8 protein-coding genes are annotated in these 13008 nt (G+C 66.4%); 6 read left to right on the forward strand and 2 right to left on the reverse strand.

Annotation, left to right across the window (positions count from 1 at the left end):
* The first annotated feature begins 102 nt into the window (after window positions 1-102).
* From HHL26_RS17520 to HHL26_RS17530, 3 genes are read left to right on the forward strand one after another with little or no spacing between them, the layout of a single operon-like run.
* A complete protein-coding gene (locus HHL26_RS17520) occupies window positions 103-3066 on the forward strand; it encodes a DUF2339 domain-containing protein (protein WP_169576284.1) in 2964 nt (987 codons plus the stop codon).
* A 24-nt stretch (window positions 3067-3090) separates the two neighbouring features.
* Window positions 3091-6486 carry an acyl-[ACP]--phospholipid O-acyltransferase gene (locus HHL26_RS17525; protein ID WP_240962492.1) on the forward strand — a complete coding sequence of 1132 codons (3396 nt, stop codon included), beginning with the start codon at window positions 3091-3093 and terminating at the stop codon, window positions 6484-6486.
* Window positions 6487-6528: 42 nt separating this feature from the next.
* The gene (locus HHL26_RS17530; RefSeq protein WP_169576346.1) at window positions 6529-7374 is read left to right on the forward strand and encodes an oxygenase MpaB family protein; all 846 of its coding nucleotides are present in this window, start codon (window positions 6529-6531) and stop codon (window positions 7372-7374) included.
* Here HHL26_RS17530 and hutC read toward each other — a convergent pair.
* Window positions 7295-8092: a histidine utilization repressor gene (gene hutC / locus HHL26_RS17535; protein ID WP_082748969.1), complete on the reverse strand. Its 798-nt coding sequence runs from the start codon at window positions 8090-8092 to the stop codon at window positions 7295-7297. The two genes, HHL26_RS17530 and hutC, sit on opposite strands and share 80 nt — an antisense overlap.
* Window positions 8089-9417 carry a formimidoylglutamate deiminase gene (locus HHL26_RS17540; RefSeq protein WP_169576286.1) on the reverse strand — a complete coding sequence of 443 codons (1329 nt, stop codon included), beginning with the start codon at window positions 9415-9417 and terminating at the stop codon, window positions 8089-8091. Before HHL26_RS17540 ends, hutC begins: the two co-directional genes overlap by 4 nt.
* Window positions 9418-9490: 73 nt before the next feature.
* Here HHL26_RS17540 and hutI point away from each other — a divergent pair, with 73 nt between their 5' ends.
* Genes hutI through hutG form a run of 3 tightly spaced genes read left to right on the forward strand, consistent with a single transcriptional unit; the run spans window position 9491 to window position 12998 of the window.
* Complete coding sequence (gene hutI / locus HHL26_RS17545) at window positions 9491-10687, forward strand: imidazolonepropionase (RefSeq protein WP_169576287.1); 1197 nt, start codon at window positions 9491-9493, stop codon at window positions 10685-10687.
* Window positions 10684-12207 carry a histidine ammonia-lyase gene (gene hutH, locus HHL26_RS17550; protein WP_169576288.1) on the forward strand — a complete coding sequence of 508 codons (1524 nt, stop codon included), beginning with the start codon at window positions 10684-10686 and terminating at the stop codon, window positions 12205-12207. Before hutI ends, hutH begins: the two co-directional genes overlap by 4 nt.
* Entirely contained in the window at window positions 12204-12998 is a 795-nt protein-coding gene (gene hutG / locus HHL26_RS17555; protein WP_066562175.1) for an N-formylglutamate deformylase, read from the forward strand. The genes hutH and hutG overlap by 4 nt, the downstream gene beginning before the upstream one ends.
* Window positions 12999-13008 lie beyond the last annotated feature (10 nt).

The raw sequence follows: 13008 nt of genomic DNA on the forward strand, positions 1-13008 counted from the left end.
GCGATAGTGAAAGAATTGAACGCTGTCTAATTATTTTATTGAACAGTGTCTAATTTTACGCTAGTGCGATGATCGTTCCGCAGGGTTTCAGGGGTGCGACTCATGTTCATGGCGCTTGTTCTGCTGGTTTTCGGGGTGATTCTGTTCGACATGCGCGGGCGGCTGAAGGCCGCCGAACGGCGGTTGGCGGCATTGGAAGGGACCAGCGTTGACATTGGCGTTTCCCTTACCCACGACCGTCACCCAGGCACCGGCGGGGGTCCATCTCCTGAGCGTTCGCCTTGGGGTGAGATGCGGGAAATGGATTCCCGCCTTCGCGGGGATGACGAAGAGAGGGATGAGCGCGCGCTACGTCCCGCGGCGATTGTGGAGCGGCGAGCGGACAGTGTGACAGCCCCTCCTCCGCCGCCGATCGAGGCAATCGCGGCCGAACCGGAGAAGCCCATCGCAGCCCCTGTCCGCCCCTCCTTCGGTTTCGAGGAGTTGTTCGGCCGCCGCCTGCCGATCTGGGCGGGCGGGGTGACGCTGGCGGTCGCGGGGGTTTTGCTGGTCAAATATTCGATCGACGCGGGCTTGCTGTCGCCATTGGTGCGGATCGTGCTGGGGCTGTTGTTCGGCGGGGCGCTGATCGGGTGCGCCGAGGCTGCCTTGCGGCTGGAGGAGCGGGTGCGCGATGCGCGGGTGCGGCAGGCGCTTTCCGGGGCCGGTCTGGCGACGCTCTATGTCAGCATCCTGGCGGCGCATACGCTGTATGGTCTGGTGGGACCGGGGGTCGCCTTTGCCGGGCTGGCGGGGGTGACCGGGCTGGCCATGGCGCTGTCGCTGCGTTTCGGAGCGCCAAGCGCGTTGCTGGGGCTGGTGGGCGGCCTGGCGGCGCCTGCGCTGGTCCAGGCGGGGCAGCCCAATGTGCCGTTGCTGAGTTGCTATCTGGCCTTGGCGGTGGGCGGACTCACCGTGCTGTCGCGGGCACAGCGGTGGATGTGGCTGGGCGTCAGTGCGCTGATCGGCGGGGCGGCTTGGGGCGCGGTGATGCTGGCCGTGGGGGCGTTGGATTGGGCGTCCTCGCTTTCAGTCGGGTTACTGGTGCTGATGCTGGGCGTGGTGCTGCCGCTTTTCGCCTTTTCGGGCGCGCGGGCGGTGCTGTTGCGGGTCGGCGCAGCGGTCGTCGCGGCGGCGCAAATGGCGGCTTTGGTGGCGATGGGCGGTTTTTCGCTGTTGCATTGGGGACTGTTCGGGCTGCTTTCGGCCGCGCTGCTGTGGCTGGGGCGGGATGCGGCGCTGCGGCCTCTGGCGGCGGTCGGGCTGGGCGTTGCGCTGCTGTTGGCGGCGGTCTGGCCCGATCCGGAGATGGGACGCTTTGCGCTCGTCATGCTGGGGATGGTGGCGATTTATGGTGGGGCGGCCCTGTGGCGGGTCTGGCGCGGGGGCACGCTGGTCGAGGCGGGGCAAGTCGCCGGGTTGGCGCTGGGCGGTTTTTCCCTGGGGCTGGGGCATTTCTGGCGCGAGGGGCTGGACGGGGAATTTGCCCTGCTGGCGCTGGCGACGGCAGGATTGCCGGGGGTCGCGATGCTGACCGGCTGGAGTTGCGAGGGGCGGCGGGAGGATGCGCGCTTCGTGACGCTGGCGAGCGCGGCGGCGCTGCTGCTGGTCGTGGCCGGTGGGCTGGGGCTGGCGGCATGGATGCTGGCGGTGGTGATCGCGGCGGTGGCGGCGGGGCTGCTGATGCTGGCGGAACGGGCCGGGGATCGGCGGGTCGAATGGAGTGGCTGGGGCTTCGCCTTTGGCACGGTCGTGGCTTTGGCTGGATCGGATGAGGTGGTCCGGCTTTGGGGCGGCGCGGCGGCGGACGCTGCCTGGCAGGGGGTAATATGTTGGGCGGCGGGCGCGTCGATGGCGGCGTTGTTCGCCTGGCGGGCGCGGTTCGTCGAGGGCCGGATGGTGGCGCAGGGCGCGGCCGTGCTGCTCGCTTATGGGGCGGTGGCGCAGGCGGTGCCTGCAATCTGGGTGCCGGTGGGAGCGGCTTTGGGTCTGGCCCTGTTGGCGGAAGGCGCGCGGAAACTAGCCGTGGGACGGATGGCGCCTGGGTTGGGCGTGGCTCTGACGGTGGTGGCGCTTTGGGCATGCTGGCCGGTGGGACTTTGGTCGGGGCGGGCCTTGCTGTCGCTGGTGGGCGAGCCGATGCTGGCGCGGGATTTGCCGGGGATCGGGGAAGCGGTGCGGCGTCTGGTGGTGCCTGCGGTGATGTTGGGCTTTGCCTTGTGGCGGGCTCGTTCGGTTGTCGGGGTGATCGAACGGCGGGTCGGATGGGTTGTCGCGGCGGTGCTGGGCGGGGTCGCCGTGCATGTCGGGTATAAGCAGGTCTTCGGGCTGGAGAGCTGGGACGATGTGACGCGCCTCGCCTTGGCGGAGCGGACGCTTTGGGAGGGGCTTTTGATTGGAGCCGGGTTCGTGGCTTGGCGGATGGAGCGACTGGCCCTCCCCCGACCTTTCCCGCCGCTATTGGGATGGGCGGTCGGAGGACTGCTCGCGGGTGCGGGGTTGGCGCATTTGCTGGTCTATACCGTTGTGCTGCATGATCCGCTGTGGTTTCCGCAGGCGGTGGGGAGCTGGCCGGTTTTCAATCTGCTGTCGGCTGCTTTTGCACTCTCCTTCGCGGCGCTTTGGATCGCCGGGACTTGGGCGCCGCGCGTGGCGGACGGGTTGCGGATGGCGTTGATCGCGCTGTCCGGGATAGCCTTGCTGCGGCAGCTTTTCGTCGGATCATTGCTGACCGTGCCGGGAGTGAGCCAGGCGGAGGACATATTGCGGTCCGTGCTGGCTTTGGGGCTGGCGATCGGCTTCCTGCTCTGGGGCATACACAGGAAAGCCGGGGATTGGCGGATCGCTTCGCTGCTGCTGATGTTGGCGGCGGTGGCCAAGGTGTTCCTGTTCGATGCCTCAGGCCTCACCGGCCTGTTGCGGATCGCATCCTTCCTGGCTTTGGGGTTCAGCCTGATCGGGATCGGATGGCTTTATAATCGCGTGCTGCGGGAGCCGCTTAACAACTCCGCGACAAATGCTGCATAATGCGTGAAGGACGGGGGTAAGAAAATGTCCGCACCTGATCTGTCTTTGCTGGGTAAACGCCGTTTCGCGCCCTTGTTCGTGGTGCAGTTCCTGGGCGCGTTCAACGACAATCTGTTGAAGTTCGCTCTGTTGTTCCTGGCCAATTTCGGCCTCTATCGCGCCGAGCCGGACAAGGCGGAGCTGCTGGCGACGATCGCCACGGGCCTGTTCATCCTGCCCTATTTCCTCTTTTCCGCGCTGGCGGGTCAGTTGGCTGACGCCTGGGACAAGGCGAAGCTGGTGCGGGCAGTCAAGGCGGCGGAGGTCGTCATCATGGCGCTGGCCGTCACCGGATTTTGGCTGGAATCGGTGCCGGTGCTGCTATCTTGCCTGTTCCTGATGGGGCTGCATTCGACGATCTTCGGGCCGGTCAAATTCTCGATCCTGCCGCAGCATTTGCGGCCTGAAGAGATTATGGGCGGGACCGGGCTGATCGAAGCGGGGACTTTCCTTGCGATCCTGAGCGGGCAGTTGCTGGCGGGCGTCATTCCGCCCTGGGAAGCAGGCATGGTCGCGGTCGGGCTGGCGACGCTGGGGTTTCTGGTCAGTCTGGCGGTGCCGACCGCGCCGACGGTGGTGCCGGGGCTGCGGATCGAGCGGAATGTGTTCAGGAGTACCTGGCATATATTGAAAGCCGCCCGGCATGGGCGGGGCGTGTGGCTGTCGATCCTGGGGATAAGCTGGTTCTTTGCGGTGGGCGCAGTGCTGCTGGCGGAATTCGCGCCTTTGGTGAGCGGGGTTCTGAAAGCGCGGCAGGAGGTCGCCACCTTCTTCCTGCTGATCTTCTCGATCAGCGTGGCGCTGGGGTCGATGCTGGTGAACCGGCTGCTGGGCGGGCATGTGTCGGCGCGGTTCGTGCCGGTGTCCGCGCTGGCGCTGGCGGGGTTCATGATCGATCTGTGGCTGTCGACCAGTGCTTATGTCCCCGTGCATTCGGGCGCGGGCATTGCCGTATTCGTCGGGTCGCCGGGGAGCTGGCGGATCATGGTCGATCTGTTCGGCATCGCCTTTGCGGGCGGGATGTTCATCGTGCCGCTCTACGCCATTCTTCAGACGCACAGCCCGCGTGAGGAGCGGTCGCGGACCATCGCCGCGAACAATATCGTCAATGCGGCGACCACGGTGGCGGTCGTATCGGCGGTGACGGCGATGCTGGCGCGGGGGGAGAGCGTGCCCGGCGTCATCGGGGTGATGGGCTTTGCGACTCTGGTCGTTGCGCTGATTAGCTGCTGGTTGCTGCCGGAGACGGTCATCAAGGCGATCGTGCGGGGGCTGCTGCGGCTTTGCTACCGGGTGGAGGTACTTGGGGCGGAGAATATGCCCGGCGTCGGGGAACCGGCGGTCGTGGTGGTGAACCATGTGTCGTTTCTCGACGGCTTGCTGCTGGCGGCTTTCCTGCCTGGCAAGCCGACTTTCGCGGTGCATACGCGGATCGCCAAGGCCTGGTGGGTGAAGCCTTTTCTTCCCCTGTTCGATGCCTTTCCGGTCGATCCGACCAATCCCCTGTCGGCCAAGGCGATGGTGAAGGCGGTGCGGGAGGGGCGCACTTTGGTGATTTTCCCCGAAGGCCGGATCACCGTGACCGGCGCTCTGATGAAGGTGTTCGACGGCCCCGGCATGGTCGCGGACAAGGCCGATGCGCCGATCATCCCGGTGCGGATCGACGGCGCGCAGTTCACGCCCTTCTCGCGGCTGAAGGGCAAGGTGCGGTTGCGGCGTTTCCCCAAGATCTCGCTGACGGTGCTGCCGCCGCGCCGCTTCGCCATAGAGGGCGAGATGACAGCGCGGGCGCGGCGCGCGATTGCCGGGCGGCGGCTCTATGACGAGATGAGCCAGATGATGTTCGCGACATCGGACACGGACCGGACCTTGTTCGAGGCGCTACTGGAGGCGCGGCATGTCCATGGCGCGGGCGCGCTGGTGGTCGAGGATGTGAAGCGCGAGCCGCTGAGTTACGGGCGGCTGGTGACGGGCGCGCTGGTGCTGGGGCGGGCCTTGGGCCGTTCGACGCGGCAGGGGGAAGCGGTCGGCGTGCTGCTGCCTAATGTGGCGGGGGTGGCGGTGGCTTTCTTTGCCTTGCAGGCGGGCGGACGCGTGCCGGCGATGCTGAATTTCACAGCGGGGCTGGCGAACCTGAAGGCGGCCTGCACCGCCGCGCAGATCAGGACGATCGTGACGGCTCGTGCCTTTGTCGAGCAGGGGAAATTGGGGGACGTCGTCGCCGGACTGGAAGCCGAGGGGATCAGCTTTATCTGGCTGGAGGATGTGGCGGCGGGCATCGGGACCGGCGCAAAGCTACGGGGGTTGATCGCCAGCCGCTTTGCCGGGCGGGCGCATAAGCGGCTCGGGGTTACGCCGGACGATGCGGCGGTCATTCTCTTCACCAGCGGATCGGAAGGGCTGCCCAAAGGGGTGGTGCTGACCCATCGCAACCTGCTGGCCAATTGTCGCCAGTTGGCGGCTCGGATCGATTTCAATTCCGCCGATGTGGTGTTGAACGCCTTGCCTGTGTTCCATAGTTTCGGGCTGACCGGCGGGACTTTGCTGCCGATCTTCCATGGGGTGAAGACGCTGCTCTATCCCAGTCCGCTGCATTACCGGATCGTGCCGGCGCTCGCCTATGACGCCAATGCGACGATCCTGTTCGGGACGGACACCTTCCTGTCGGGCTATGCGCGGATGGCGCATGGCTATGATTTCTATTCGCTGCGCTACATCTTCGCGGGGGCCGAGCGGGTGCGGGAGGAGACGCGCAAAATCTATGCCGAGAAGTTCGGGCTGCGCATCCTGGAAGGCTATGGCGCGACCGAGGCGGGGCCGGTGATCGCGGTCAACACGCCGATGCATTTCCGCGCCGGATCGGTCGGGCGGCTGCTGCCGGGGATCGAGGCGCGGCTGGACGATATGCCGGGGATCAGCGAGGGCGGGCGGCTCTCGATCCGGGGGCCGAATATCATGGCGGGCTATATGAAGGCCGATGCGCCGGGCGTGCTGCAACCGCCGGAAGGCGGGTGGCATGATACGGGCGACATCGTGACCATCGATGAGCAGGGTTTCGTGACCATAAGAGGGCGGGCGAAGCGCTTTGCCAAGATTGGCGGCGAGATGATTTCCCTCCCCGCCGTGGAAGGCTATGCTTCGGCGGTCTGGCCGGATGCCGAGCATGCGGTGGTGACGCGCCCGGATGCGCGCAAGGGGGAGCAGTTGGTGCTGTTCACCACGGCGCGGGAGGCGAAGGCTGCGGCCTTGCAGGCCTGGGGCAAGGCGCATGGGGTGGCGGAACTCGCTCTGCCGCGGGAGATCCGGGTGCTGGACGCGCTGCCTTTGTTGGGAACCGGCAAGACGGATTATGCGTCGATGACGCAGATGGCGGCCGGGTAGGAAAGCTGATCCTCCCCATGCCTTCATGAGGAGGATCAGGTGATCGAACGTCCCTCGCACATGCTGCGGCGCCTGTTGGTGAGGCAGGTGCGGGGTGTGTTCCATGACAGCGCAAAGGGGGAGAAGCCGGTCAAGGCTTCGGATCTGGCGCTATATCCGCCCGGCTCGGTGATCCGGCGGGTGCATGGCGATGTCACCAGCATGATGATCGGCGGGGTGAGCGCCTTGCTAATGCAGATGCTGCATCCCGCCGCGCTGGCGGGGATTTGGGATCATAGCAGTTTCCGCGACGATATGCTGGGGCGGCTGCGGCGGACGGCGCGGTTCATCGCGGTGACCACCTATGCCGAGCGGGCGGAGGCGGAAGCGGCGATCGCGCGCGTGCGGCAGGTGCATGAGCATGTGCGGGGGACTTTGGAGGGCGGCGCGGTTTATGCGGCGAATGATCCCTGGTTGCTCGCCTGGGTACATGTTTGCGAGGCTTTGAGCTTTCTGGATGCGTGGATCGCTTATGGGGAGCCGTTCATGCCGCTGGCCGAGCAGGACCGCTATTTTGCGGAGACCGCCCTGGTGGCGCGAGCCTTGGGGGCTGACCCGGTGCCGGAAAGCCGGGCGCAGGCGGTGATATTGATGGCGCGCTTTCGGGACGAGCTGACGGTGACGGAGCGGACGCGGGAAGTCGCGCGGAGAGTGTTGCACCAGCCTGCGCCTTCGATTGCGTTGGCTCCGGCGCAGGCGATGATGATGCAGGCTTCCGTGGCCTTGCTGCCGGGGTGGGCGCGGCGGATGCATGGGTTTTCGGTGCCGGTCATGGCATGGCCCTTGGTTCGGGTAGGGGCTTTTGCCTTGGCCGGGACGATGCGATGGGCTTTCCGGGGGAAGCGCTGATTGAGAGTCCGGCGTGGAAGTGGGCGGTCAGCGCGTAACGGTCGCCGGGGTAGAGCATGCGGGCGTAGGTGATGCGTTCCTCGCCACGCCATGTCCAGCGCTCCAGCGCCAGACAGGCGGCGTTTTCCGGGGACTGGAGGCTTCCCGCCGTCGCTTTGTCGGCGGTGATGGCGGTGATGCGATGTTCGGCTTCGGTCCAGGGAACATGGGCGAGCAGCCAGGAGCCGGGCGGTTCGGTGGAGAAATCCGCCTCCGCCGCTTCGGGGACGGCGGCAAGGTTGATGAGGCGCTGTTCGAGGGCATAGGGCAGGTCTTCTGCGAAATGGCGGCATTCGATCGCCAGCAATTCGCCGTCCGCGATGCGCAGCAGCGTCTTGTCGTCCGCCGTCGCCTTGCGCCGCTCGCAGCGCAGAAGGTCGAGGCGGTAGGCAAGGCCCTGCCCCTCGACCTCGGCGCGGATGTCCGGGATTTCGAGTGCGGCGCGGTGGAAGCGGGGGGCGGCGACGAAGGTGCCAGCGCGCTTGCGGCTTTCGAGCAGGCCCGATTGCACCAGCGAGCGCAGCGCCTTGTTCACCGTCATGCGGGAGCAGCCATAGGTCTCCATCCACTCATGCTCGTAGGGGATGCGGTGGCCGGGACGCCATTGCCCCGACATGATGCGGCCTTCTATGTCGCGGCGGATGCGGCTGTGGAGCGCGTCTGTCTGGGGACGGGTCAATCGAGCAGGGCCTTGAGCAATTGGATGTAGCGTGCCTCTATGGCGGGGCGGGCGTGGTGGAGGCCCGCGCTAACCCGCTTCTTACCGGCGCACCAGACGCTATCGATGTCGGCGCGGGCGAAGATCCAGCTATCGAGCAGATGATCGCCTGAGCGGGCTGCGGTGGCGGGGTGATCGCGGCGGAGGATCACGATGTCGGCGCGGGCGCCGGGGGTGAGGGCTGCGGGGAGGTGGCCGAGAGCCTGGGCGCCATTTTGGGCATGACGGTAGAGACTGGCGCCGGTGGATTGGTCTGGGGCTGTGAGTAGGTTACGGCCCTGATGGATCAAGCGCTGGCCATATTCCAGAAGGCGCAGTTCGGCGGCGGCGTCGATTTCGACGTTGGAATCGGAGCCTATGCCGATCCGGCCGCCCTGGGCGAGGAAGGCTTGGGCGGGGAACAGGCCGTCGCCCAGATTGGCTTCGGTGATGGGGCATAGGCCGACAGTGGCGCCGCTTTTCGCGACGGCGCCAAGTTCGCTGTCGGTGACGTGGGTGGCGTGGACGAGGCACCAGCGGCGGTCGACCGGGGCGTGATCCATCAGCCATTCGACCGGGCGTTGGCCGCTCCAGGCCAGGCAGGCTTCGACCTCGGCACGCTGTTCAGCGATGTGGATATGGATGGGCCCGTCCGGCGCGAGAATTGTGACGTCCGCCAGTTCTTCAGGCGTGACGGCGCGGAGGCTGTGGGGCGCTACGCCCAATGTCGCGTCGAGGAGCTTGAGGGCTTCCATCAGGCGGGAAAAACTGTCCCGGCTGTGGAGGAAGCGGCGTTGGCTTGTCGTCGGGGGCGCGCCGCCGAAATCGGAATGAGCGTAGAAGACCGGGAGCAGAGTCAGCGCCATGCCCGTCTCCTGGGCGGCTTCCGCAATTGCTTCGGCCATGGCGGCGGGGTTGGCATAAGGGACGCCGCTAGGGTCGTGGTGGAGATAGTGAAACTCCCCGACGCTGGTGAAGCCGCTTTCCAGCATTTCGGCATAGGCCAGCGCGGCGATGGCATGCAGGCCATCGGGATCGAGGCGATCGACAAAGCGGTACATCGCCTCGCGCCAGGTCCAGAAGCTGTCTTTGCCCGCCCCCGCCCTCTCGGTGAGGCCCGCCATGGCGCGCTGAAAGGCGTGGCTGTGGACATTGGGCAAGCCTGCGAAGGCAGGGCCGTGGCGTTCGTCTTCAGGTGCGGGGCTGGTGTCGGGGGTGATGGTCGCGATCCGGCCGCCGCTCAGGGTGATGCGGACGCCGCTGCGCCAGCCTTCGGGGAGCAAGGCCTGTTCGAACCAGAGCGCCATTCTCTTCCTTCTCTGGACAATGGTGATAGTACGCATTTAAGTATATACATTATTGAGTCGATGCCAGTGGGAAATGACGATGCCCCCTCCCTGCGATAGAGTCTGGACCCATGCGCGGATCGCGACCTTGCGGGGTGACGTGCCAGTGATCGAGGGCGGCGCGGTGGGCGTGCGCGGGGGTCTGATCTGCTATGCCGGACCTGCCGGGGACGCGCCGGACGCGGTGGAAGTCATCGACTGCGCCGGGCGGTGGATCACGCCGGGACTGATCGATTGCCACACCCATCTGGTGCATGGCGGCGATCGGGCGGCTGAGTTCGAGATGCGGCTCGCCGGGGCCAGCTATGAGGAGATTGCGCGGGCTGGGGGCGGGATTGTCTCCACCATGCGGGCCACGCGCGAAGCGAGCGAGGATGCGCTGGTGGCGAGCGCCCTGCCCCGGCTGGACGCGCTGATGGCCGAAGGCGTCACCACGGTCGAGGTGAAGTCGGGCTATGGGCTGGACCTTGAGAATGAAGCGAAGATGCTGCGGGCAGCGCGGAGGCTAGGGGAAGCACGGCCGGTGTCAGTCGCTACGACTTTTCTGGGCGCGCATGCTATTCCGCCGGAATTTGCCGGGGATGCGGAGGGCTATGTCGATCTGCTGATCGAGCGGGTCTTGCCGGCGGTGGCGCCGCTGGCCGACGCGGTGGACGGCTTTTGCGAGGGGATCGGCTTTTCGCCTGCCCAGATCGGGCGATTGTTCGAAGCGGCGCGGCGGCTTGGCTTGCCGGTGAAGTTGCATGCGGAGCAATTGTCCAACCTGCATGGCGCGGAACTGGCTGCCCGGCATGGCGCCTTGTCGGCGGATCATCTGGAGCATCTGGACGAGGTGGGCGTGGCAGCCATGGCGCGGGCCGGAACGGTGGCGGTGCTGTTGCCGGGAGCCTTCTACTTCATGCGCGATAGCAAGGCGCCACCCGTTGACGCGCTGCGGCGGGCGGGGGTGCCTGTGGCGCTGGCGACCGACTGCAATCCGGGGACTTCGCCGCTGACATCGCTGCTGCTGGCGATAAATATGGGGGCGACCCTGTTCCGGCTGACCGTCGAGGAATGTCTGGCCGGGGTGACGCGGGAGGCGGCGCGGGCTTTGGGGTTGCTCGACCGGGTCGGGACTTTGGAGGTCGGCAAGAGCTGCGATCTCGCGATCTGGGACATAGAGCGGCCTGCCGAGCTGGTGTATCGCATGGGGTATAATCCGCTCCATGCCCGTATCTGGAGAGGACGATGATGCTCATTCCGGGCGAGGTTTCGCTGGGGCAATGGCGGGCGATCCATGAGGGCGCGGCAGTCGGGCTGGACCCGGCATCCGCACCCCGGATCGCGGCGGGGGCGGCGGCGGTCGAACGCATATTGGCGCGGCATGAGCCGGTCTATGGGATCAATACCGGCTTCGGGAAGCTGGCGAGCGTGAAGATCGGCGATGACGATCTGGCGGCGCTCCAGCGCAATATCGTGCTGAGCCATGCAGCGGGGACCGGTCGCCCCTCCCCCGTGCCGGTGGTGCGGTTGATGATGGCGTTGAAGCTGGCGAGCCTGGCGCAGGGGGCTTCGGGGATCAGGCCGCAGACCGTGGCCTTGCTGGAGGCGATGCTGGCGCGGGGGCTCACTCCGGTTGTACCGGCGCAGGGATCGGTGGGAGCGAGCGGCGATCTGGCCCCGCTGGCGCATATGACCGCCGCGATGATCGGGGTGGGGGAGATTTGGGTCGAGGGCAAGCGTTTGCCTGCTGCGGAGGCTTTGGCGCGGACTGGACTGGCGCCGCTGGAGTTGGGACCGAAAGAGGGGTTGGCGCTGCTCAACGGGACGCAGTTTTCGACGGCGAATGCGCTGGCCGGGTTGTTCGGGGCGGATCGGTTGTTCCGGACCGCGCTTGTCACCGGGGCTTTGTCGACCGAGGCGGCCAAGGGAACCGATGCGCCGTTCGATCCGCGTATCCATCGGCTGCGGCGGCATGCGGGGCAGATCGCGGTAGGGGAAGCCCTGGCCGCGTTGATGGCGGGGTCGGCCATTCGCGCTTCGCATCGGGCGGACGATCCACGGGTGCAGGATCCCTATTGCCTGCGCTGCCAGCCGCAGGTGATGGGCGCGGCGCTGGATGTGATGCGGTCCGCCGCCGCGATGCTGGAGACGGAGGCCAATGGGGTATCCGACAATCCGCTGATCTTCGCGGAGACGGATGAGGCTTTGTCGGGCGGCAATTTCCATGCGGAGCCGGTGGCCTTTGCCGCCGACATGATCGCCATGGCGGTGTGCGAGATCGGGTCCATAGCCGAACGGCGGATCGCGATGCTGGTCGATCCGGCCTTGTCGGGACTGCCCGCCTTTCTGACGCCCCGGCCGGGGCTGAACAGCGGCTTCATGATCCCGCAGGTGACGGCGGCGGCTCTGGTTTCCGAAAACAAGCAACGGGCCTTTCCGGCGAGCGTGGATTCCATCCCGACCTCCGCCAATCAGGAGGATCATGTGTCGATGGCGGCGCATGGGGCGCGGCGATTGGCGGAGATGGTGGAGAATGCCGAAGGCGTGATCGGCATCGAATATCTGGCGGCGGCGCAGGGTTGCGATTTCCACGCACCCTTGACCTCTTCCGACGCGTTGGAGGCTGTGCGGGCGCGGCTGCGCGCCGAAGTGCCGCATCTGGAGGAGGACCGGCATTTCCATCCGGATATGGAGATCGCCAATCATCTGGTGCGCTCCGGCGCGGTGATCGAGGCGGCAGGGCTGGCTCTGCCGGGCGTGGTGGGATGAGCTGGCTGGAAGTCACTCCGGGCGAGGCGCCCTTGATCGTCGCCTTGCCCCATAGCGGAACCGATCTTGCCGATGTGGAGGCGGATTTCCGTTCGCCCGAACTGGCGCTGTGGGATGCGGATTGGTGGGTGGATCGGCTTTACGCCTTTGCCCGCGATCTGGACGTGACGGTCGTGCGGACGGCGGTTTCGCGGAGCGTTGTCGATGTGAACCGTGACCCGTCCGGGGCTTCGCTCTATCCGGGGCAGGCTACGACGGAATTGTGCCCGACGACGACTTTCGATGGGGAGCCGCTTTATGCGGGGGCCGTGCCCGATGAGACGGAGGTCGCCCGGCGGACCCAAGGCTGGTTCGTGCCCTATCATGCGGCGCTGACGGGGGAAATTGCGCGGCTGAGGGTGCGGCATGAGCGGGTAGTGCTCTATGATGCGCATTCGATCCGAAGCCATGTGCCCCGGCTGTTCGAGGGCGAATTGCCGCTGTTCAATATCGGTACTTTTGGCGGGGTGAGTTGTTCGCCTGTTCTCTCAGCCGCCGTGCAGGAGATTTGCGCGGCGAACGGGCAGAGCCATGTGCTGAACGGGCGCTTCAAGGGCGGGTGGACGACGCGCAACTATGGCGAACCGGACAAGGGCGTGCATGCAATCCAGATGGAGCTGGCGATGCGGGGGTATCTGGATGAAGCGGGCGCTTGGCCGCCGGTTTTCGATGCCGATTATGCCGCGCCGATGCGTGCCGTTCTGACCAAGATTTTGCGCCGATGCATCCGTTTTGCGGAAGCTCACGGCTGAATGCACAATA

The sequence above is a fragment of the Sphingobium sp. TB-6 genome (genome assembly GCF_012927365.1).
GTDB lineage: Bacteria > Pseudomonadota > Alphaproteobacteria > Sphingomonadales > Sphingomonadaceae > Sphingobium.

Coding starts and splice junctions, on each gene's coding strand:
- HHL26_RS17520 (WP_169576284.1), top strand. CDS start 103: ATGTTCATGGCGCTTGTTCTGCTGGTTTTCGGGGTGATTCTGTTCGAC.
- HHL26_RS17525 (WP_240962492.1), top strand. CDS start 3,091: ATGTCCGCACCTGATCTGTCTTTGCTGGGTAAACGCCGTTTCGCGCCC.
- HHL26_RS17540 (WP_169576286.1), bottom strand. CDS start 9,417: ATGGCGCTCTGGTTCGAACAGGCCTTGCTCCCCGAAGGCTGGCGCAGC.
- hutI (WP_169576287.1), top strand. CDS start 9,491: ATGACGATGCCCCCTCCCTGCGATAGAGTCTGGACCCATGCGCGGATC.
- hutH (WP_169576288.1), top strand. CDS start 10,684: ATGATGCTCATTCCGGGCGAGGTTTCGCTGGGGCAATGGCGGGCGATC.
- hutG (WP_066562175.1), top strand. CDS start 12,204: ATGAGCTGGCTGGAAGTCACTCCGGGCGAGGCGCCCTTGATCGTCGCC.